The sequence below is a fragment of the Deltaproteobacteria bacterium genome, assembly GCA_016178705.1.
Classification (GTDB): Bacteria; Desulfobacterota; Binatia; order HRBIN30; family JACQVA1; genus JACOST01.
The window spans coordinates 213,584-234,971 of sequence record JACOST010000015.1; the positions used below are offsets into that span (position 1 = coordinate 213,584).

A 21,388-nucleotide genomic window follows, 5' to 3' on the forward strand; every position below is an offset into this window, starting at 1 on the left:
GGGGTGCCCGTCGCCCCCCATGCCATTCATGTCCGAAAATGGCCAGACGTTGGTGCGCGTCTGTGCCATAGTTGCCCCCATGACGTTACCGGCTCACGCGATCTGCTACCGAGCGCTGTTGACGCGCGACATCCGCTTCGACGGGCGCCTGTTTGTCGGCGTCAGCAGCACCGGCATCTATTGTCGGCCGATTTGTCCGGCGCGCACGGCGAAGCCCGAGAATTGCCGTTTCTTTCCGAGTGCCGCGGCCGCGCAGGAAGCGGGGTTCCGTCCCTGCTTGCGCTGTCGGCCGGAGCTCTCGCCCGATGCCGCGGCGTGGCGAGGCACATCGAACACGGTGTCGCGCGCGCTCGCGCTGATCGCGGAAGGCGCGCTCGATGGCGGTGAGGCCGGGGTCGAAGCGCTGGCCGCGCGTCTGGGCATGGGGGAGCGCCAGCTCCGGCGTCTCTTCGATCAACATCTCGGCGTGCCGCCGGTTGCGGTGGCGCAAACCCGCCGCGTTCTGTTTGCCAAGCAGCTGATTCAGGAGACGTCGCTGTCGATGATCGACATCGCCGAGGCCTCGGGCTTTGGCAGTGTGCGGCGATTCAATGATGCGTTCGTAAAACTCTACCGCCGCAGCCCGCGCCAGCTGCGCAGCAAGAAACGCATCGCACCCTCTGCCGTCACGTTGCGGCTCGGCTATCGCCCGCCGTACGATTGGGACGCGATGCTGTCCTTTCTCGCTGCGCGCGCCATCGACGGCGTGGAGCTGATCGAGAATGACCACTACTTCCGCACCATCGCGATTGATGAGGCGGCCGGTAGCGTCGAAGTAGCGCCGGGGCGCAACTGCTTGCTCGCGACGATTCGGGTGTCGCATGTGCGGGCGCTGCTGGCGATCGTCGCGCGGCTGCGCCGTCTCTTCGATCTCGATACGGATGTCGAAGCGATCGGCGCGCATTTGAAGAGTGACGAGGGACTCGCGCCGCTCATCGCGCGCCGCCCGGGATTGCGCGCGCCCGGTGCTTGGGACGGTTTCGAGCTGGCCGAGCGCGCCATCCTTGGCCAGCAGGTCACCGTCGTTGCAGCGCGCCGCCTCGCCGGAAAACTTGCGGCGCTCGCCGGCACACGGACAACGCCCGACGTTACCGGACACGAACAACTCACGCGCATCTTCCCGACGCCAACTCAGGTCGTCGCGAGCGATCTCGCCGAATTTGGGATGCCGCGTGCACGCATCGAAGCCGTGCAAGCGCTCGCGCGTGCCGCCGTGGCCGATCCGAAGCTGCTCGAGCCGGCAGGCACCTATGACGACGTCATCGAGCGGCTGCTCGCGCTGCCGGGCTTCGGACCGTGGACCGCGGAATACTGGGCGCTGCGTGCGCTGCGAGACAGCGATGCCTTTCCGGCCGGCGATGTGGCGCTGATGCGCAGTCCCGCCGTTGCCAACGGCACGCCACTGTCGCCCAAGGCGTTGCTCGAACGCGCGGAAGCATGGCGCCCGTGGCGGGCCTATGCGGCGCAGCACCTATGGACGGCGGACGCCGATGCCAGGAGGGCCAATGGTTGAACGCCAGACATTCTTGATCGACACGATGAAGACACCGCTTGGGACTGCGATCCTGATTGTGGACGAGCACGGTGCGCTGCGCATGCACATGTGGGAAGATCCCGAGGAAACGTGGCGCAAACGGTTTCATGACTACCACGGCGACAGCGCGCTCGTCGCGCGGCGGGATCCCTTCGGGCACGTCGCGACGCTTGAGCGCTACTTCGACGGCGAGATCACGGCGCTCGAATCAATTTCCGTCGCGTTCGTCGGCACGCCGTTCCAGACGAAAGTGTGGAACGCGTTGCGCACCATCGCGGGCGGGACGACGCTTAGCTACGGCGCGCTCGCGAAGCGCATCGGCGATCCCAAAGCCGTGCGCGCTGTGGGGCTCGCCAACGGTCGCAACCCCATCGGTGTCGTGGTGCCGTGCCATCGCGTCATCGGTAGCAACGGTTCGTTGACCGGCTATGGCGGCGGCCTGCCGCGCAAGCGCTGGTTGCTCGAGCACGAGGCGCGTCATTCCACTTTTCGTTTGGAGGTATCCGCATGAGCGATTCCAACTCCGCCCACGCGTTTCACGCGCTGCATCAAAGCGGTCTGCTAATCCTACCGAACGCATGGGATGCGGGCAGTGCCCGCATCATTGAACATGCGAGCGCGAAGGCGATTGCCACGTCGAGCGCGGCGGTGGCCTGGGCGAACGGATATCCCGACGGTGAAGCGTTGCCGCGGGAGGCGCTGCTTGCGACCGTGCGCGCCATTGCACGCGTTGTCAGCATTCCCGTGTCGGCGGATGTTGAAGCGGGTTATGCTGCCGATGCCGAGGCCGCGGGCGCGTTCGCGGCGCGGGTCGTCGATGCCGGCGCGGTGGGCGTCAATGTCGAGGACGGCAACGGCGCGCCCGATCTGCTTGTCGCCAAGATCGGTCGCATGAAGGACGCCGCCGCGAAGGCGGGCGTCGATCTCTGGATCAATGCGCGGACCGACGTCTATCTGCGCAAGCTCAAAGAAGGCGACGCGGCGTACGAGGAGACCATCACGCGCGCGCGGCGCTATCGCGAGGCGGGTGCCAACTCGATTTTCGTACCGGCCGCCGCCGAGGAGTCGCTGCTGGCGCGGCTGGTGCGCGATGTAGTGCTGCCGCTCAATGTGCTCGCCTGGCCGGGTGTGCCGGCCGCGGAAAAGTTGCGCGAGTTGGGCGTGCGCCGGCTCAGCGCGGGCTCTGGTATCGCCAAGGTCATGCTGAACCATGTGCATGCGATGACCCAGGCTTTTCTCGCTGACGGCCGTTCCGAGCCCTTCAATCAGGGCGCGCTCAACAATCCGGAGATCAACCGCCTGATGCGGCGCGAGCTATGAATCGCCCATTTGCGCCGCTGCTCTGCTCGTGGCGAAGTGTTACTTCGGCTGCGGGACAATGCGCAGGTACGGTTTGGGCGCTTTCCAGCCATTGGGGTATTTCTTCTTCGCATCGTCGTCCGACACCGCCGGCACGATGATCACATCCTGACCCGGCTTCCAGTTCACCGGCGTGGCGACCTGGTGCTTGGCGGTGAGCTGGATCGAATCAAGCACGCGCAACACTTCATCGAAGTTGCGGCCGGTGCTCATCGGGTACACGAGCATCAGCTTGATTTTCTTGTCCGGGCCGACCACGAACACGGTGCGCACCGTGGCGTTGTTGGCGGCGGTCCGGCCTTCGGACGTGACGCCGGCATCGGCCGGCAGCATGTCGTAGAGTTTGGCCACCTTCAGTTCCGGATCGCCGATCATCGGATAGGTGACCTTGTGGCCCTGTGTTTCCTCGATGTCGACGGCCCATTTGCTGTGGCTGCTGGCCGGATCCACGCTCAGGCCGATGACCTTGCAGTTGCGCTTCGCGAATTCGGGCTGCAGTCCGGCCATGTAACCCAGCTCTGTGGTGCATACCGGAGTGAAATCTTTCGGATGGGAGAACAGGATGGCCCAACCGTCCCCGATCCATTTGTGAAAGTCGATGGTGCCTTGCGTCGTGTCGGCACTGAAGTTCGGGGCCTCGTCATTGATGCGCAGCGACATGATTGTCCTCCTCGATTGGATTGATTTTCGTCGGCCGACGTTTGCTGTGGGCATCCTGTATCCTACCGCGCGTTTTTCCTGTCAAGCACAGGGGGCGGCGTGGCGCGCCGGCATGGTCGCGCGTCGCACGCATGCTCACGATTTTCCACTCAGTGCGCGCAGGGCGTTGAGCTGGGTCATGCCCCAGCCCGCCTCATACCCCGCGTGTTCAGCGCCGACATCACCGCCGACCCGCTCAAAACCGCTATGCAGGAGCTCAATCAGCGTGCCGCCCAGCGCGGGTGTGAGACGAAGTGTCACCCGCGTTGGGTACAGCCATCCGCGATTCGGGATCCAGTCGTTCTCGAACGTCAACTCGTTGCCCGGTTGGAACACGACGATCGGCCCGCCGTAGCGCACCGGCTCACCGTCCCACATCACCTCCATCTCGACGCGACCGCCCGCCCGCGGCTCGTAGACGCGCAAGCGCTGACCTTTGGACGTACCCGCCTCCGGGGTTCCCAGGAGCACCCCCCACCAGCGATTCATGCGGTCGAAGCTTGTGAACTCCGCCCATACGCGCTCGGGCGGGGCCGTTATGTGGATCGATCGTCGAACCACCAGGACGCTCTCTTCAACGCGAGTCATGTTTTCTCCTCCGTTCTTCTTGGTCGAATACCAATGAGCGGAATCGACAGTTCACCGATCGTCTCTGCACGGACGGATCCATCGACGCCGATCGTGAGCCCAGTTCGGCGAGCAGCGCCCGCCTATCTGGCCTTGCAGTCGCACGCTCGGCGCGGCGTTCGCTGCATCAACTCCCCGGCGGGATCATCGGAGATGGGCACGTCCATGTCCCATACTTCGCCGCACTCGCACCCGAAGTGCTGTACGAACACTCTCGCGCCGGACGCCCGCTCTTGAGTTCCGCGCCCCTCACCCTTCACTTCCCGGTCGCACTTGTGGCATTTCATGCACTGCGTTTTATCATGGGCAATCAACGACCGCACACCAGGCCGCACCAGGGGTGCGCTCGCGATTGCCACCTACGTGTTGCTGGCGCGCTGAATCGGTTTTCTTTTGCTTCGGTCATCCATTCGTGCGCAAGTGCGGCTTGGACGGCGCGCTGGTTCGGGGCGCTCGCGGCTGGAACAGGCAGCCTTTCGGGGGGAGATGCCTAGCCCGCGCGCCGTCGCCTCAGACCATGACTACAATGTTGCGGCTCACGCTCTTGGCAATCGCCGGCATCGCGTTGATCGGCTGCGGTGGCGAAGTAGATTCGCCAAAGCCACCCAGCATCCGAAACATAACCGTGAACGTCATTCGCGGACTGTGCAGCACGCGAACGCCGAGTTGCCGAGTGCTGAGATACTGCTTCGACGAACAAGATGGCTGCGAAACGCCTACTCCGACGCCTATACCAAGTTAGAACACTCCCGTCCTCGCTTGCGTCTGGCCGATGACAGGCCGATGCTGCTCCTGTCCATATGAAGACTGAAATCTTCAGATCGGCTGCGGGCGTTGTATGGTGGCGGGACGAGCACATTCTGCACCTTCAACAGTGTTCCGGTCACGAAGCGACAGAGCAAGAGGCTAGGCAGTTCCTCAGCACGGTCGAACGCTTTCTGGCCGGTGCAAAGGCTCCATTGCTGATTGATCGGAGCCAGTCGTACTCCCCGTCCTTTGGCGCACTCACGATGATGGCACGCAGAGCCGCAGAGCTATTCTCAGCAATCGCTTACTATGCGCCCACGGTAGAAGCTCGGGGCGCATCCAGGGTAGTAGCGGACACGTTCCTCAAGGGCGTGATGGAGAACGTTGCGATCTTCGACGATGAGGCCGCCGCTGTACGGTGGTTGGTGTCCTTCAACTCCGACACATAGCGCGTTCCGACGAGCGCGGTGGGATCGCGCCGTCCATTCCGGCGGCCTTCGTCCACCATCCTTACGTCTTGCACGCATCTCGATTCGTGGTCAGAATCCGCCACGTAGGACGCCGGGCATGCCGAGGGCAAAGGTCACTCCTGATCAGGTATTGACTATCCGCGATCGTCTTGCGCGCGGCGAATCTTCCGGCCACCTCGCCGACGAGTACGGCCTTTCCCCGCACGCGATCCACGACATCGCATCGCGGCAGACCTGGGTGGGGGTGAGAGAACCACGCCCCCACGGCCATCTGCTGTGGGACAGCTTGGCGCGCGTCTGGCAGTGGTTTGCTTCCTGAATCTAGGACACTCGCGCTTTCAAATCAGGACACTGGCCGGGAAACTAGGACAGTACCGACCGTCCTTGCGCGCAGTCGCGAAGCCGAGCAGGATGGGCCCACCTTTGGCAGAGGGAGGGAATCGAAATGCACATATCGGTGTTCGAGTATCGCATACCCGCGAGTCATGCGGGCGAGGGAACTCAGACCGGTCCTCCGCCGATGACGAGCACACTCGTCCGCTCTGGGATGGGCTCTTCCGTCACCGCTCACCTCCCTCGCTTCGTGAGCGGCTCGACCTCGGGCCAGGCCTCCTTGCCGTTGTTGCGCAGCATCTCGACGGCAGCGGGTATCGCCCAGGCTTCGACGGCGGTGGCGTAACTCGGAAGCGCCTTCACTCGTGCGAGCCAGTCGGCGACCCGGGGGCGCGCTTCGCTGTCGATCAGTGGATCCATGGCGAGGTGCTCGAGGCGCAGCACGTAGGGAAGCAGGGTGGCGTCAGCGAGACCGAAGCGATCTCCGGAGAGCCAGCGCTGGTTGGCCAGCTCGGCTTCCATCTTGTCGAGCGTGTCGAGGAACACGCCGAGCGCGCCCGCGAACTCGGGCGCCGCGACGCCGTGCTCGATCACGCTGCGGCGGGTCGCGCGCTGAATGGGATCCGGGATTCCAGCGATGGTCGCCTCGCGCACCTCGTTGGGCTGCTGGCTGATCAGCTTCCGTGGCCCGATCGCGAACGTGACGGTGGGCGCGGCCGGGTGCAGCGCTTCGTCCGCGTGCATGAGCCAGCGGTCGATTGCATAGCGACCCAGTGCATCGTGCGGACGCATGGGTGGCGCGGAGAAGGCGTCGTCCAGATACTTGATGATCAGCGACGATTCTATGAGCACCTGGCCGTCGTGCACGAGGGTCGGGACCACGTGATTGGGGTTGAGCTTGGTGTACTCGGGGTCGTGCTGTTCGCCGGCCATCAGATTGACCTCGTGGGACTCGAAATCGAGCCCCTTCTCGGCGAGCACGAGTCGCACCTTCTGCGAGCAAGTTGAAAGCCAAAGTGGTAGAGCTCGATCATGAGTCGTATCTCCATTCCATCAGTCAATCGGCCGATCAACGGCCAAGGATTCTGGTGACGGTCTCTCGCAGCGTCCCTGCCGGATCGGAGACGCCGCGAGAACAGCGCCACGCGATGATGCGGTCGGGCCGCACGAGCAAGCACCCGTCGTCGGCGATCTCGCGCCTACGCGACCAGGCGCCGAGCACATCGTTGTTGAGCTGGCCTAGGCCGACTGCGACCGGCTCGATGCTCACACTGGTCTCTCGGCTCACCTGTGCGGCCGCGTCCACCCATGCGGATCCGGCGATGCCGGTGATCAGCGTGAAACGATCATAGCGACAGAGGTCCAGGGTCGAGATGTCCTCGATGCCGCGCTGCAGCCACACGTGCGGCAGAGGCGCTCCGGGATGGGTCGTTGGGAGGTAGTAGAGGTCGGGGTCGCGTTCGTAGGGCGGGAAAGGCGTACCATCGCCGACGATCGCCGCCGAGACGTAGCGCTGCCCCATCTCCACGCCGTGTGCGTTGAACTGGCCGTTCATGAGATCGAGCGCGGCGAAGAGCGCCTGTCGTTGCTCGTCGCCGCCGGGGCCGAGAAGCCGATCGAGTTTTGCCAGGGCCCCACTCTCCGTCTGCTCGGGATGGAACCCCACGGCGGCGAGGAACGGCGCCATCTCCGGGAGGCTCCGATTGGCGCGGTCGACGACCTGGCGGCCGACGGGCTGCCGCTCCGCGTCGTAGCTGTCGAGCAGGCAGTCATGAGCTTTGCCCGAGAGCACGAGCGCGAGCTTCCATGCGAGGTTGTAGCTGTCCTGAATCGATGTGTTGCTTCCCAAGCCGTTTGCCGGCGGGTGCCGGTGCGCCGCATCGCCCGCAAGGAACAGCCGTCCCCGGCGGTAGCGTGCGGAGACGACGTGGTTGAACTGCCACTCGCTGATCTTCTTGATCCTGATGTCGACCGATGGGTCGCCGATCGCCGCCCGCACCCGCGGCATGACGGACTCCTCCGAGAGTTCGCTGGCGTCGAGTCCTGCACGGATGAAGATGGTGCTCCATTCTGTCCACGGCTCGACGCAGGTCCAGACGCTAAGCACGTCCTGGCTGCCAGGGTTGCGCACGAGGAACAGCGCCCCGGAGCGGTGCTTCGTGTAACGCGACAGATCGGCTTCGATCCAAACCGTAATGGCGTTACCCATCCCGGCCCAGCCGTCGATCTCGAAGCCTCCCTGCTCGCCGACGATCGACCGAGCACCATCGCAACCGACGAGGTAACGGCTCCGCACTTCGAATTCGCTGCCGTCGAGCCGCCTGCGAACCCGCGCAACGGCTTGGTCGGCAGTCTGGCTGACCGTCACCACCTCGTGATCAAAGCGGATGTCGGCACCGAAGGAGCGGGCGGCGGCGAGTAGAATCGGCTCGAGAATGTGCTGCGGCGCATTGCACATCTCACACGGGCTGGCCGTGGTATAGTCGGCGCGGCGATCGTCGCCGGTGCCCCAGGTCATCATGCGGCAGATCTCGTGTCCGGCGAAAGACGTCGCGAAGACCTGTTTGCCCATCAAGTGCTGGGGCAGTGCGCGATCCATGACGCGATCTTCGATCCCCAGCTCGCGGAACACTTCCATGGTGCGTTGGTTGGTGATGTGGGCGCGGGGCGCATCGGCGGTTGCGCCGTACTTGGTGACGGTCAATGACTTCACGCCGCAGCGGGCCAGCAAGGCGGCGGCGGTCAGCCCCGCCGGGCCCGCGCCGACGACGAGAACGTCTGTTGCGAAAGTTTGCACGTCGATTCTCCGTTTCCGTCGATCAGCAAGCCGATCGTGGCGTGTCCGAATTTCGTTGGTCGAGTGAATAATGTCCGATTGACTTTCATTTGTCAACCGAATAAGATTCGGCTCAATGAAGAGCCGCGCCGCGCAACGCGAGGACACCCGCAACCGGATCGTCGTGGCGGCTGCGAAGGCCTTCTCGGAGATGGGGTTTCGCGCCGCCAGCACGCGCGACATCGCGGCGCGCGCCGGCGTAAATCAGGGTCTGATCACCTACTACTTCCAGAGCAAGCAGGAATTGTGGAAGGCGGCCGCGGGACAGATCTTCGACCAACTGCGGGAGGTCTTAGCGCAACCCCTGGGCAAGATCGATGCGGCCGACCGACGCGCCCGCGCGCGGGAGCGCATCCGTGAGTACGTCCGCTTTGCTGCCGCGCATCCCGAGCTGTTTCGCCTGATGGTTGAGGAAGGCAAGCAATCGGATGCCCGGATGCGCTGGGTCGTCGATACGCACATGAAACCATTCTACGAACGGTTTGCGGCGAACAATTCCAGCGTCAAACGGAAATTCCTGCCGCACGCGTTCTACGCATTGGCCGGCGGGGCGTCGATGATCTTCGCCATCCGGCCGGAGTGCCGTCGCCTGACCGGTCTCGATCCTGCCGACAAAAGGGTCGTCGAAACACACGCCGAGTTTATGGCGCGTCTGCTCGTACCGTGAAGGAAGGGTACTGAGTGTGCCATGCGGATCGTTGAGGAGATTCCCGCTGCCCTTCACGCCGAGATCGACGCTGCGCTGGCGTGGATCAACGCCACGCAGAAGCGCAGCTTCAAGGTAACCGGCATCATCGATCCCGAGATTGCGGAACGGGCGGGCGGCGCGGCCCACGATCTTACACTGATCTTGTGCGAGGGCGACGTGTGCGTGCGCGAGCGGGTTCGCGTGCGCGCCGTCGGTGGATTCGAAATCGCCGGCGTCGATGGAGCCCGCGAGGATCCGCCCGCTGAGATCGATCCATTACCCGGCGCCCGCAAAGGCTGGTTAGACCGAGCGCTCGCCATGCACGCTTTCGTTGTGCTGGTCTTCTACCGGGGATTTTGGTGACCGCCGTGTCGCCGCGAGTTGCGCGGCTATCAAAAGGAGGGAGTCGTCACCGCGATCCGCAACGCCGGGGGCGAGATCTTCGGCATCACCAGCGAACCACAAACGCTGGCCACCGAGGCGTGCGAAGCCTGGGAGCTCGACTTCCCGCTGATCGGCGACCCGCATCATGAGATCGCCGACCAGTGCCGCGAGCGGGGTTGGCTCGACCTCTACGTCAACGCGCACGGCGACCCACGTGGCGACCAACGCAAATTGCTCGCGCGCGACATGGATACGCCCATGCACCCCAAGGGCTATTTCCAACCGGGTGTTCTTGCTCTGACGCCCATGCCGCGCATCCTCTATCGCTGGCGCGGCGTGCCGACGCGACGGAACAACGGCGGCGCCACGGAGCGCCCAACCCCCGACCACGTCTGGCGACGCGTCGAACATGCGCTGGCCACATGCGACGCGTGCGACGCAGAGCTCGACACGCCAGCCAAGGTCGACATGAAGGGCATGCCCTGGCCGCTCTTTGTTCTGCTGCTCTTGGCGAACGGCAACTTCTGGCGGCCGCAGGGCTTCGCATTGCGGCGCCGTGGGCCCGACGATGTCGAGGTGCGGGCGAAGCGCACGGCCGCGAAGCTCGCGCTCTTCGTCGCCGGCTGGATTGCGGCGTTCGCACTGCTACCGGCGGGATGGGTCGCGCTCGCCCTGCTGGCCTACGCGATGATCGCGGCGCCCGGTATCGTCGAACTTCATCGCGCGTTCCAGTCGGTCGAGTGAGGTGGCGCTTCGAGCCGTTGTGGTCTTCGCGCGGGATTGATGACATCGTGGCAGCCCGTCTCGAACAATTGATCCTGGAGAGGTGGAGATGACAATGACATCCGTACCACACGTCGCAGGCAGGAAGCTCACGCTCAGCCACGTCGGGTTGAGCTGTTTCGACCTCGCCCGCTTGGAAGACTTCTACACGCGAGTCCTCGGCATGACCGTCACGGATCGCGGCAACGTCCCCGGCGGGAACGAGCGGCTGGTTTTCCTCACGACCGATCCCGCTGAGCATCATCAGCTCGTGCTCGCCTCCGGACGGACCGAAGGAACGATCCTCGAGGGGCCGGTACTCGGTGGCAGTTGGGGTGCCGCGGTGTTCCAGCTGACGTTTCGGCTCGCGGATCTCGCCACGCTGCGCCGCGTGCAGCAGCGCCTCATCGCGGAGGGGAACACGAACTTCATTCCACTGAACCACGGCAACTCTTGGTCGGTGTATACCCGCGATCCCGAGGGCAACGGGCTCGAGTTCGTGGTCGACAGCCCGTGGTTCGTCCACCAGCCGTTCGGCGAGTTCCTCGACCTCGCGCTCGATGACGCCGAGATCCTCCGCCAAACAGAGGCGATGTGTCGCGCCACCGGCGACTGCCAGCCGTATGAAGAGTGGCGCGAGAAGATTGCCGGTCAGATCGCCGACGATCAGGCCCGGCTTCGCTAGTTCGAACATGACCCACATTGAAACTCCCGTGCTCGTCGTGGGCGCCGGTCCGGCCGGGATGACGGCCGCTCTCCTCTTGTCCCGGCTCGGAATTGCGAGCCGCATCATCGATCGGCGCGCCGCGCCGCACTCGGCCCCGGCAGCACACGTCGTCAACGCGCGCACCTTCGAGATCTTCCGGGCTGCTGGCGTCGACATGCAGGCGATCGCCTCGGCATGCCAGGATCCGGCGGACGCAGGTCAGGTGCTGTGGGTCACCACGCTCGCGGGTAAGGAACTCGGCCGCCTGCCCTATGAACGGCAGGGCGAAGACGCGTTAGCGTACACGCCCACACCGCTCCGCAACCTCTCACAACACCGTCTCGAACCGATACTGCTCGACCATCTTCGAGGCTGCGCAAACATTGACATCGCATACGGGCACGAGTGGGAGCACGCCGAACAGGATAGTGCGAGCGTGACGTCGAGGATTCGCGATCACACCAGCGGCGCGGTGTACGAAGCGAGCAGTCGCTGGCTCATCGCCGCCGACGGCGCTGCCAGCTCGGTCCGCAAGCTCCTCGGCATCGAGCCGATCGGCCCTGATCGTCTGCAGAGCTTCGTGATGATTCATTTCGAGGCGAATCTGCGCGCGCTCGTCGGCCACCGGCCGGCGGTTTTGTACTGGACTACCGCACCAGAAGCGACCGGCACCTTCGTCGCGCACGACATCGACTCGACGTGGGTCTACATGAAGCCATGGGACCCCGACACCGAATCGGTGGAGGACTACTCCCCAGCCGTGTGCGTGGACATCGTCCGTCAGGCGATGGGGACGGACGCATATCCGTTCGCCATCCGCACCGTCCGCATGTGGACGATGACCGCACAGGTCGCCGAGCGCTATCGCGAGCGACGCGTCTTTCTGGTCGGGGACTCCGCGCATCGATTTCCTCCCACCGGTGGCCTCGGCCTCAACACCGGCGTACAGGATGCGCACAATCTCGTGTGGAAGATCGCCGCCGTGGAGGCGGGTCGGGCGCCAGACGCGCTGCTCGACACGTACGAGGTCGAGCGGCGTCCCGTTGCGCAAAACAATGCGGACGTGAGCTTGCAGAACGCGATGCGCCTGGCTGAGGTCTATCAGGCACTGGCGACTGCCGATGCGACTGGCGACGCGCTGCGGGCCGCCATCGCCAACCAAGCTGAACACTTTGATATGCTCGGACTCCAGCTTGGGTTCATCTACGAGTCGGGCGCCATTGCTGGTGAGCGCGACGAGAAGCCGTCACATGGAAGCTCGGTACGCGAATATGTGCCGACCGCTTATCCCGGCGCGCGGGTCCCGCACGCCTGGGTGACACGCGCAGGCGTCCGCGTCTCGACGCTCGATCTCTTCGCCTACGACCGTTTCACATTGGTGACGGGCCCGGCGGGACAGCCGTGGATCGAAGCCGTGCTCGGTCCCGTAAGAATCGATTGCGTCGTCATTGGGCGAGACATCGTCGATGAGAACGGACATTGGATGAAACTCCTCGGCATCGATGCCGGCGGCGCGCTGCTGGTGCGCCCGGATCAGCACGTCGCGTGGCGCTCGCAGCATGCGGTTACCGACACCACCGCAGCGCTGTCGCGTGCGCTCGCCACGATCCTTTCGTCAGTATCCTCTCGAACCGACGCGATCAATCGAAGAACGGAGTAGAACGCATGAATCTCGGACTCGAAGGACGAAAGGCGATCGTATGCGCGTCGAGCCGTGGCCTTGGAAGGGCCTGCGCGATGGCGCTCGCGCGCGAGGGGGTCGCCGTCGTCGTCAACGGTCGTGATGTCGAGCATCTCGAGGCAACGGCCGCAGCGATCCGCGGCGAGACGGGGGCGGAGGTGACGGCCGTCGCGGCCGACCTCTGTAGTGACGAGGGCCGTGAGCGGCTCGTAGCAGCGTGCCCGGAGCCTGATATCCTGGTTACGAACAACGGCGGGCCCGCACCGGGCCGTTTCGAGGACTGGGATCACGCGGCGTGGCTCGCGGCACTCGAACAGAACCTGCTGGCTCCTGCGCTCCTGATTCGTGCCGTGATCGGCGGGATGCGCGCGCGTCGCTTCGGACGCATCGTCAACATCACCTCGGCGATGGTGAAATCACCGCATCCGCTCATGGGGCTTTCAACAGCCGCGCGTAGCGCGCTCACCGCGGTATGCAAGGGGCTGTCGCGCGAGGTTGCCCGCGACAACGTGACGATCAACAACCTCCTTCCCGAACGCATCGACACTGACCGTCAGCGTTTCATGGCCGGGCTGCAGGCAGCGGCGCGCGGCATCTCGATCGAGCAGGCGTATCAAGACATCGCCGCGTCGATCGCGGCGAATCGGCTTGGCACCCCCGAAGAGTTCGCCGCGGCGTGTACCTACTTGTGCAGCGCCCAAGCCGGGTTCGTATCGGGCCAGAACCTACAGATCGATGGTGGCTCGTACGCGGGATTGATTTGAACGGCGCTGGCTTCTGCCGCCAAGACCGAAAGCAGCGTGCGCTCCTCGTTGGGGGCTGAGCGTGGCAATTCGCCTGCTGGCAGGGTGTGGCACCGGGTACCAGCGCATCGGGTGTGCTGACGTGGCAGAACCTGCGCACGCCGTCTCCTTGGGTGATGGTGAAGACGCGCGTGGACGATCACGTGACAGTCCCGAACATTCTCACCGCAATCGCCACTTTCACTGACGAGAGCGGAGCGATCGCAACCAGCAGCCACGATACCTTGGTGAGCGTCGAGAGCGGGGCAGCCACGAGCGCACCAGGCGTGCTCAGCCTGTCGCTGACCGCGCCGAGGACCGTTCGGCGGGACTCATCACCCAGTTCACCGTTCGCTATCGTGGTCTGAACAGCGACGGCAAGCTGACCGTGGCACTGCCTATCGAAATCCAGACGCCGCTCACGATTCCCGCAGCAGAGGTCGGTGCCGATGGGCAGCTCATGTGGAGCGGACTACCGGGGCCGAGCGGCTCGATCAAAATTCTCGGTCGGTTGAGCGCGCGCGCCGCGCCAGGCAGCGTGCTGTCCATCGCCGCATCGCTAGTGGACGGCCTCGGCAGCACGGCCAGCTAAACGCAGACGGTCGCGGTGGGTGAATAGCCCATCAATCGAGACCTCGGTCCTAAGGACACTTACCGGTGACGGTGGCCGCCGAGCTTCGAGCGTCGAGCGTCGGGAAGTCGGCCTTCGAGGTCGCCCATGACAAATACAGTGCATGAAATGCCACAAGTGCGATCGGGAAGTGAGGGGTGAGGGACGGGGGACTCAGGAGCGGGCGTCCGGCGCGAGGGTTTTCGTACAGCACTTTGGGTGCGAGTGCGGCGAAGTATGGGACATGGACGTGCCGATCTCTGATGATCCTGCAGGAAACTGATGATGCGAACGCCGCGCCGAGCTTGCGAGTGCAAGGCCGGACGTGGTGGATGAGACGAGCGCTCTCCCCATACTTCTGATTTGTCTGATCGCCTTTGCCTGTCGGTCACTCAAGTCGCACTCCCAATGCTTGAGCGGTCGAACGACGTGCTAGACCAAAATACTCCACTACCGAATGCGCTCGATGATTGTTGTGGCGACCGATTTCTGGCAGAAGATGATTTCTGGCAGAAGAGAAGAGAAGAGTTGATACGCTATGTCCGCCAAGATCTTGGTGATCGACGATGATGCCAACACCATGATGATCATCTCTTCCATTTTGAAGAGTGCAGGGTACGCTGTCGTGCAAGCATATGGTGGCGACGACGCGATTCGCAAGGCAAAGGCTCAGCAGCCCAGCCTCGTGCTCACGGATCTCGAGATGCCCGACATGACCGGTGTCGAAGTCATTGCCACGCTTCGGAAGGATCCCGCAACGCAGCACATTCCGATCGTCGCGGTCACGTCGCACACTTGGGATGTCATCGCGCAGTCGGCTGGGCAGGTGGGTTGCGACGGCTATCTCGCCAAGCCGTTTCTCCCCAAGCAGTTGATCGAGACGGTGCGTAAGTATCTGGCGTCAGCAACGCCAAAGTCGAGCTAAGCCGGTGCGCGGACGTCAGGGTCCGCAGAATTCGGTGGCACAACTATGCGGCGAGGCGGGTCGCAGCTTGCCGCTCGACCATCGCGATCAACACGCGGCCTTGAACGGGCTTCGAGAGAAATTCGTCCATCCCGGCATCGAGGCATCTCTGGTGATCACGCGGTAGGGCATTCGCGGTCATGGCAACAATCGGCACGTGCCCCAGGCGTGCCTGCTCCCGTTCACGGCATCTAATCTCGGTCGCCGCTTCGTAGCCGTCCATCTCTGGCATTTGCACGTCCATCAGGATGATGTCGAAGGTGTCGCGCTCGAACGCCGCGAGCGCAGCCACGCCGGTATCGGCGACGACGACTGAATGGCCCCGCTGCTGCAGCACCGACAGCGCTACTTCCTGGTTAACGGGATTGTCCTCCGCGAGCAGCACGTGAAGCGATCGCAGTGGTCCTGTGGATTCCTCAGCCGCAGTAGGGAGCGCTTGCGTTTGATGTGCCGGATAGGGGACGACGAGGCTCTCTTCGGTTCCCACGCCACAGCGAACCGTAAAGCGGAACGAAGTGCCCTTACCAACTGTACTCTCGACCCAGATGCGGCCACCCATGAGCCCAACGAGTTGCGCCGAGATGGCCAACCCGAGACCGGTACCGCCATATTGCCGAACGGTCGAGCCATCGGCTTGTTCGAACGGTGAAAAAATGAGCTGCTGTTTCTCGGGCGCAATACCGATACCCGTGTCGCGCACCGTGAAAAGCAACTCGATGGTCGAATCGGTAACTGCGCTGTCCGGCACGTCCGCCGCCGGCGGTACCCGATGCACGTGAATCGTGACGCTGCCCTGCTGGGTAAACTTGATCGCGTTTCCAACCAGGTTCACGATGACCTGGTAGAGCCGATCGCTGTCACCGATGATCGTCGCCGGCACCTCGGGGGCAATGTCGTATGCGACCGTGAGGCCCTTCTGCTCGGCCCACACCTGGAGCACTTTGATAGGGTCGACGGTATCGCGCAAGCGGAACGGCGCTGAGGCGACCGTGAGCTTGCCAGCTTCGAGCCGCGAGAAGTCGAGAATTTCGTCGATCACCCGCAGTAAGAGCTGCGCGGACCCCTGGAGCGTATTCAATCGCGCCCGCTGTTCCGTGGTCAGGTCGGTTCGCAGCACGAGTTCGGCCATACCGAGTACGCCGTTCATCGGCGTGCGGATCTCGTGGCTCATCCGCGCAAGGAATTCGCTCTTGGCGCCGCTCGCGCGCTCGGCATCAGCGCGGGCTTGACGAAACTCCTGTTCGATCCGCTTGCGTTCGGTGATGTCTCGGGCGACGCCGAGAAGCGCTACTGGCTGTCCACCGACGCGGCAAATGGCCCAGCTGAATTCTCCGACCACGTAGTCACCCGATGCCCGCAGGATGCGCAGTTCCTGCGACGATAGCGCCTTCTCTCGTTCGTATGGGTGCCGGAACACCTCCGTGACTACGGCCAGGTCGTCCGGATGCAGGAGCGGCACAAACGGCTGGCCGAGCCATGCGGCGCGTTGCCAGCCCGTGACGACTTCGAAGGCGCGATTCAGCGAGGCGATCCGTCCATCGGGCGAGATGGTGACCAATACGTCGCGTGCGTGGTCTATGATCGCTCGATACTGTTCTTCTGAATCCCGCAACCGCTCCTCGGCTTGCTGCCGCTGCCGGCGCTCGTCGCGCTCGCGGAGGGCGCGGCGGACGACCGGCCCCAACCGCTCTAAGTGTGTCTTCAGCACGTAGTCGGTGGCGCCCGCCTTCAGGCTCTCAACCGCGACCTCCTCGCCGATGGTGCCCGACACCAGAATGAACGGGACGTCCAACCCCAGATCCCGAACGATCCGCACAGCGCTGAAGCCGTCGAAATCCGGCAGGGTATAGTCCGCAACGATGACGTCGAACTCGGCTCTCTGCACGCACGCACGGAGGTCCTCGCGGGTTTGGACACGTTCCCACCGGCAGGCGTAGCCTGCCTCTTCCAGCCGCGCGACTTCTAGCTCCGCATCGAGCGCGCTATCCTCGAGGATCAACAAGCGCAACGGCTCGCTAGCCGGCAACAATGACGCCGCGACCGTCATGCCGCTCCGCCTTGAACACGCTGCGCCGGCACGACGCCAGATGACGGCACCCAGATGCGGAAGGTGGAGCCCTGGCCGGGCGTGCTGGCGACCGTGATCCGGCCGCCGAGCACATCGAGCAGGCGGCGGGCAACATGCAAGCCGAGGCCCACGCCGCCATGCCGCCGTGTGAGTGCCCGTTCACCCTGACGGAATGATTGGAAGATGACCGGCAAGACTTCGGGGGTGATGCCAGTGCCGGTGTCTGTCACCGTGATCTCGATGCCACCGTCGTGCGGGTGCGCGTCGACCATGACCGTGCCTGTGTCGGTGAACTTGATGGCGTTGTCGATGACCTTCTTGATGATCACCTTGAACTTTGCCCGGTCGATCCGCAACCGCCGTGCCGCCGGTGCCACCTCCAACTGCATGCGCAGGTCCGGCTTATCGCCGCGGGCGGCTTCGGTCTCGGTGTCGATCTGCGCAAACAGGTCTAAGAGATCCAGTGTCCCGATGTCGAGGCTCGATGCTCCCGCATCGAGCAGCCCCACATCGAGGGTTGTGTTGACCAAGTCGAGCAGCTCGCGCGTCGCCCGACCCGAGTGCTGCAACGCCTCCCGCTGGTTCGCGTTCAACGGACCGAGCGAGCCGTTGGCGAGCATCTCGCCGTACCCCATGATGATGTGGAGGGGGGTCCGTAGCTCGTGCGACATGACGGCGACAAAATCCGATTTCAGCCGGCTCACCTCGTCGAGTTCTTGCACGACGTGCGCATTGGCGAGGGCGAGCGAGGCCAGTTGAGCGATACCGAGTGCCATCCGACGGTGCGTGCGCGTAAACGGCGCGGCACGGCGCCGGTTGGCGGCAAGCACGCCGACAATGCCGGCGGCACGGCGCAGCGCCACGTAGAGGCTAACACCAGATATGGTGCACTCCACCTGCGGTAGCAGGAGCCCCGGAGGTGAGGCGTCCGCGGGCAGCTCGACGACTGAGTCACTTTCCAAGCGCCCGAGCAGCTGGGCGAGAGCGCCCGCTGCGGAGCGTTCAACACGGCGGGCGTCCCCGTCATCGGCGCCTTCGCAGTGGCCGGCCATCACGACGTAGGTGCCGTCGGGTTGCAAGAGGAAGGTGTGGCTGCAATCGGACTGCAGAAGCTCCGTCGTCAGCTGGCACAGCTTTCTGAGCAGCACAGGCGTGTCGAGCGAAGCGATCATCTCATGCGCGACTCGCCCGAGAGCCCCGGAGACCTCAGCTTCTTCGACGCGCGCAGCTTCCGTCTCACGATGCCGCTGCGCATCCGCGTATTCTGCCAGCGCTCGTCGAACAGCGGGCACCAGGCGCTTCAATCGCGTCTTGAGGACGTAGTCGGTCGCGCCGGCCCTCAAGCTGTCGATGGCCTCGTCCTCGCCGAGCGTTCCAGAGACGAGAATGAACGGGACGACCAACCCCTTGTCGCGCACCAGTCGGAGCGCCGCGAGGCCGTTGTAGTCAGGCAACCGATAATCGGAAAGGATGCAATCGTAGGACTCCGCATCTAAGCACGCGAGGAAGTCCTCGAGGGTTTGGACGCGTTCCCACTCGCAGCTGTAGCCTGCGTTTTCCAGCTGCGCCACTTCGAGCTCGGCATCGCGCACGCTGTCCTCGAGGAGCAACAGGTGCAACGGCCCGCGTGCCGGTGAGGATGATGCCGGGAGCGTCATGCCGCTGCGCTCGGCGGCTTGTGCGCTGGCGGGGTCCGGTGAGGGCATGTCGCTATTCCGCATTCCGTACTCAGATCAGCGGGGCGGTGGCTGATTGACCAGCACCCAGAACAGGCTGAGGCTCTTCACGGCGTCGATGAACGACGCGAACTCGACTGGCTTCACTACGTAGGCGTTGACGCCGAGGCGGTATCCCTCGACGATGTCGTGCTCCTCGCGTGACGACGTCAGGACCACCACCGGAATAGTCTTGAGCTCCGGGTCAGCCTTGATCTGCCGCAATACGTCGAGCCCACTCACCTTCGGCATCTTCAGGTCGAGCAGCACCAAGAGGGGATGCCCGGGTGGCCGGTTCGCGAACGCCCCGCGGCGGTAGAGGTAGTCGAGCGCTGCGGCGCCGTCGCGCGCGACGATGACCTCATTGGCCAGGTGGTGTTCCTCGAGCGCTGCCAGCGTCAGCTCGACGTCATTGGCGCTGTCGTCAGCGAGCAGAATCTTCCTGGCTTCCATGCACCCTCGATCGCAGCGAATCTCATCCGGCGCGCGGCAGCGAGAAGGAGAACGTTGCGCCGCGATCCGGCGCACCCTCCGCCCACACCCGCCCGCCGTGGCGGGTGATGATGCGGCGCACGGTCGCCAGGCCAATGCCAGTGCCTTCGAACTGCTCCTCCGTGTGCAGGCGCTGGAACACACCGAAGAGCTTGTCGGCGTATTGCATGTCGAAGCCGGCGCCGTTGTCGCACACGTGCACGATCACCTCGCCGTCCTGCGCAGTGGTGCGGATCTCGATGCGGGCCTCGGAACGGGGCGCGGTGAACTTGATGGCATTGGAAAGCAAATTGACGAACACGATGCGTAACAGTCCAGGGTCCGCCTGCACTGCAGGCAATTGGTCCACGCCCCACACGATCTGTCGGCCGTTTAGCGCGGGCGCGATATCCTGCTGCACTTCCCGCACCAGTTCGTCCAGCTCGACACGCACCGGCTGCAACGCGGTGCGGCCCGTGCGCGACAAGCCGAGGAGGTCATCGATCAACCGGCTCATCTTGGTCGCCGACTGTTGGATGGTGTGTACGTAGCGGGTGGCGGTCTCGTCGAGTTGGCTGCCGGCGCGTTTGAGCAAGAGGTCGGCGAAACCGTCCATGTGCCGGATCGGAGCACGTAGATCGTGCGACACCGAGTAGGCGAACGCCTCCAGCTCTTGGTTCGAGGCCTTCAACTGTTCTTGCAGCCGTACGCGCGCCAGCGTCGCGGCGACGTGGTTTGCCAGACCATCCAGGATGGTGAGGCCTTCGGCGGCCAACGGAGCGTTGACCACCAGGTTCATGATGCCGATCGTTTCGTCGCCGACCCGCAGCGGCACGCTGGCATGCTGCAGTCCATCGTCCGTCTGACCGCCGGCACGGCATGCGCGCTCGCACTGAACGATGTTCACGACGCGTCCGAGCCTGCCTTCGAGAAGCCGCTGTTGGCAGTCGCACGTTCCCTCCATCGCGTCGGGTGCCTGCAACGACGCGGGCAAGGCGTGCGCAGCGACACAGCGGAAGCGCCCGTCGCCCTCGGCGATCCAGACCCACCCGGCCGTTCCGCCGAGCAAGTCGACCGCATGGGCGAGTGCCACCTCGAACACCTGCGACGGACTCTCGGCCCGGTTCAGGTCGGTCGCCAGTCGGTACAGTGCCTCAATTGCGTCGTAGGAGCGCCGTAGCTGATTCTCTTTAGCGAGCAACTCCTCGTTGACCTGCACCGCTTGTTCATAGGTGGAAATCAGCAAGTCGAGAATCTGCTGGCGTGCGGACGTGATGAAGTGGCGGTGCCCGCCGAACTGAATCTCGATCCCGGCCTCCACCCCGACGTGGCCGGTGGCGCGATCGTGAGACCGCAGGTCGTGGTTCGCTAGCAGGTAGTTGATGCGTGAGAGCAGATAGCCAAGATCGTACGGCTTGCGGACGAAGTTGTCGGCGCCGCACTCGAGACCCTTGATCACGTCGGTAGGGCTCGAGAGCGTGGTCACGAGGATGACCGGAGTGTGCGCCAGTGCGGGGTCAGACTTGACGGCGCGGCACAGCGCGTACCCGTCCATCTCGGGCATGACGACGTCGCTGATGATCAGTGCGGGCGGTTGTGCGCGTGCGAGAGACAGGCCCTCCGCGCCGTTGCGTGCAACGCTGATCGTGTAACCACCTTCCTCCAATCCAAAGCGCAGTAGTGTCGCCTGCGTCGTACTGTCTTCGACAACCAAGACCTGCGGGCGCCGGTCGGCGGCAGCTACGTTCGTCGAGCGGTCCTCTTCTCCGCTACCAGCCGGGCGCGTCGCCCGATCGCCATGAATTTCCATTGTTGTGACTCGCTCGACCATCTTCGTAGTATCGTGCTGTGAACCCGCATACCGCGTGCCACGGTGCCATCTACCCGCTCTCCGGTTGCAGCGAATCAACGCA

The 21,388-nt window shown here is 64.2% G+C and carries 21 protein-coding genes; 13 read left to right on the top strand and 8 right to left on the bottom strand.

Going from position 1 to position 21,388, the window contains the following annotated elements:
- The first annotated feature begins 79 nt into the window (after nucleotides 1-79).
- From HYR72_12735 to HYR72_12745, 3 genes are read left to right on the top strand one after another with little or no spacing between them, the layout of a single operon-like run.
- Nucleotides 80-1,552: a DNA-3-methyladenine glycosylase 2 family protein gene (locus tag HYR72_12735; GenBank protein ID MBI1815837.1), complete on the top strand. Its 1,473-nt coding sequence runs from the start codon at nucleotides 80-82 to the stop codon at nucleotides 1,550-1,552.
- Nucleotides 1,545-2,084: a methylated-DNA--[protein]-cysteine S-methyltransferase gene (locus HYR72_12740; GenBank protein MBI1815838.1), complete on the top strand. Its 540-nt coding sequence runs from the start codon at nucleotides 1,545-1,547 to the stop codon at nucleotides 2,082-2,084. The genes HYR72_12735 and HYR72_12740 overlap by 8 nt, the downstream gene beginning before the upstream one ends.
- Complete coding sequence (locus HYR72_12745; protein ID MBI1815839.1) at nucleotides 2,081-2,893, top strand: isocitrate lyase/phosphoenolpyruvate mutase family protein; 813 nt, start codon at nucleotides 2,081-2,083, stop codon at nucleotides 2,891-2,893. Before HYR72_12740 ends, HYR72_12745 begins: the two co-directional genes overlap by 4 nt.
- A 39-nt stretch (nucleotides 2,894-2,932) precedes the next feature.
- Here the strand turns inward: HYR72_12745 and HYR72_12750 are convergent, their stop codons facing one another.
- Both HYR72_12750 and HYR72_12755 read right to left on the bottom strand, forming a co-directional pair.
- The gene (locus tag HYR72_12750; protein MBI1815840.1) at nucleotides 2,933-3,592 is read right to left on the bottom strand and encodes a peroxiredoxin; all 660 of its coding nucleotides are present in this window, start codon (nucleotides 3,590-3,592) and stop codon (nucleotides 2,933-2,935) included.
- A gap of 135 nt (nucleotides 3,593-3,727) precedes the next feature.
- Nucleotides 3,728-4,219 carry an SRPBCC domain-containing protein gene (locus tag HYR72_12755; GenBank protein ID MBI1815841.1) on the bottom strand — a complete coding sequence of 164 codons (492 nt, stop codon included), beginning with the start codon at nucleotides 4,217-4,219 and terminating at the stop codon, nucleotides 3,728-3,730.
- Between the two features lie 1,353 nt (nucleotides 4,220-5,572).
- Here HYR72_12755 and HYR72_12760 point away from each other — a divergent pair.
- Nucleotides 5,573-5,794, top strand: coding sequence for a hypothetical protein (locus HYR72_12760; GenBank protein MBI1815842.1), 222 nt, complete (start codon nucleotides 5,573-5,575; stop codon nucleotides 5,792-5,794).
- A gap of 248 nt (nucleotides 5,795-6,042) precedes the next feature.
- Here HYR72_12760 and HYR72_12765 read toward each other — a convergent pair whose 3' ends face one another.
- Nucleotides 6,043-6,789: a glutathione S-transferase family protein gene (locus HYR72_12765; GenBank protein ID MBI1815843.1), complete on the bottom strand. Its 747-nt coding sequence runs from the start codon at nucleotides 6,787-6,789 to the stop codon at nucleotides 6,043-6,045.
- An 88-nt stretch (nucleotides 6,790-6,877) separates the two neighbouring features.
- Complete coding sequence (locus tag HYR72_12770) at nucleotides 6,878-8,827, bottom strand: FAD-dependent monooxygenase (protein ID MBI1815844.1); 1,950 nt, start codon at nucleotides 8,825-8,827, stop codon at nucleotides 6,878-6,880.
- Between HYR72_12770 and HYR72_12775 the strand changes: the two genes are divergently transcribed.
- The 9 genes from HYR72_12775 to HYR72_12815 all read left to right on the top strand — a co-directional run bounded on the left by HYR72_12775 (nucleotide 8,721) and on the right by HYR72_12815 (nucleotide 15,182).
- Nucleotides 8,721-9,311 carry a TetR/AcrR family transcriptional regulator gene (locus HYR72_12775; GenBank protein ID MBI1815845.1) on the top strand — a complete coding sequence of 197 codons (591 nt, stop codon included), beginning with the start codon at nucleotides 8,721-8,723 and terminating at the stop codon, nucleotides 9,309-9,311. The genes HYR72_12770 and HYR72_12775 overlap by 107 nt on opposite strands.
- Nucleotides 9,312-9,332: 21 nt before the next feature.
- Nucleotides 9,333-9,695: a hypothetical protein gene (locus HYR72_12780; GenBank protein MBI1815846.1), complete on the top strand. Its 363-nt coding sequence runs from the start codon at nucleotides 9,333-9,335 to the stop codon at nucleotides 9,693-9,695.
- A gap of 18 nt (nucleotides 9,696-9,713) precedes the next feature.
- Entirely contained in the window at nucleotides 9,714-10,460 is a 747-nt protein-coding gene (locus HYR72_12785) for a hypothetical protein (protein ID MBI1815847.1), read from the top strand.
- Nucleotides 10,461-10,554: 94 nt separating this feature from the next.
- Entirely contained in the window at nucleotides 10,555-11,163 is a 609-nt protein-coding gene (locus HYR72_12790) for a VOC family protein (protein ID MBI1815848.1), read from the top strand.
- 7 nt (nucleotides 11,164-11,170) lie between these two features.
- On the top strand, nucleotides 11,171-12,844 hold the full coding sequence (locus tag HYR72_12795; protein ID MBI1815849.1) for an FAD-dependent monooxygenase: 1,674 nt from the start codon (nucleotides 11,171-11,173) through the stop codon (nucleotides 12,842-12,844).
- Nucleotides 12,845-12,849: 5 nt separating this feature from the next.
- Nucleotides 12,850-13,629 carry an SDR family oxidoreductase gene (locus HYR72_12800; protein MBI1815850.1) on the top strand — a complete coding sequence of 260 codons (780 nt, stop codon included), beginning with the start codon at nucleotides 12,850-12,852 and terminating at the stop codon, nucleotides 13,627-13,629.
- 86 nt (nucleotides 13,630-13,715) lie between these two features.
- A complete protein-coding gene (locus HYR72_12805; protein ID MBI1815851.1) occupies nucleotides 13,716-14,015 on the top strand; it encodes a hypothetical protein in 300 nt (99 codons plus the stop codon).
- Nucleotides 14,016-14,035: 20 nt separating this feature from the next.
- Nucleotides 14,036-14,239: a hypothetical protein gene (locus tag HYR72_12810; GenBank protein MBI1815852.1), complete on the top strand. Its 204-nt coding sequence runs from the start codon at nucleotides 14,036-14,038 to the stop codon at nucleotides 14,237-14,239.
- 556 nt (nucleotides 14,240-14,795) lie between these two features.
- Complete coding sequence (locus HYR72_12815; GenBank protein ID MBI1815853.1) at nucleotides 14,796-15,182, top strand: response regulator; 387 nt, start codon at nucleotides 14,796-14,798, stop codon at nucleotides 15,180-15,182.
- A gap of 43 nt (nucleotides 15,183-15,225) precedes the next feature.
- Here the strand turns inward: HYR72_12815 and HYR72_12820 are convergent, their stop codons facing one another.
- The 4 genes from HYR72_12820 to HYR72_12835 are packed head-to-tail and all read right to left on the bottom strand — an operon-like array spanning nucleotide 15,226 to nucleotide 21,285.
- Nucleotides 15,226-17,268: a response regulator gene (locus HYR72_12820; GenBank protein ID MBI1815854.1), complete on the bottom strand. Its 2,043-nt coding sequence runs from the start codon at nucleotides 17,266-17,268 to the stop codon at nucleotides 15,226-15,228.
- The gene (locus tag HYR72_12825; protein ID MBI1815855.1) at nucleotides 17,265-18,995 is read right to left on the bottom strand and encodes a response regulator; all 1,731 of its coding nucleotides are present in this window, start codon (nucleotides 18,993-18,995) and stop codon (nucleotides 17,265-17,267) included. The genes HYR72_12820 and HYR72_12825 overlap by 4 nt, the downstream gene beginning before the upstream one ends.
- Nucleotides 18,996-19,022: 27 nt before the next feature.
- The gene (locus tag HYR72_12830) at nucleotides 19,023-19,457 is read right to left on the bottom strand and encodes a response regulator (protein ID MBI1815856.1); all 435 of its coding nucleotides are present in this window, start codon (nucleotides 19,455-19,457) and stop codon (nucleotides 19,023-19,025) included.
- A 22-nt stretch (nucleotides 19,458-19,479) separates the two neighbouring features.
- Nucleotides 19,480-21,285: a response regulator gene (locus HYR72_12835; GenBank protein ID MBI1815857.1), complete on the bottom strand. Its 1,806-nt coding sequence runs from the start codon at nucleotides 21,283-21,285 to the stop codon at nucleotides 19,480-19,482.
- Nucleotides 21,286-21,388: the final 103 nt, after the last annotated feature.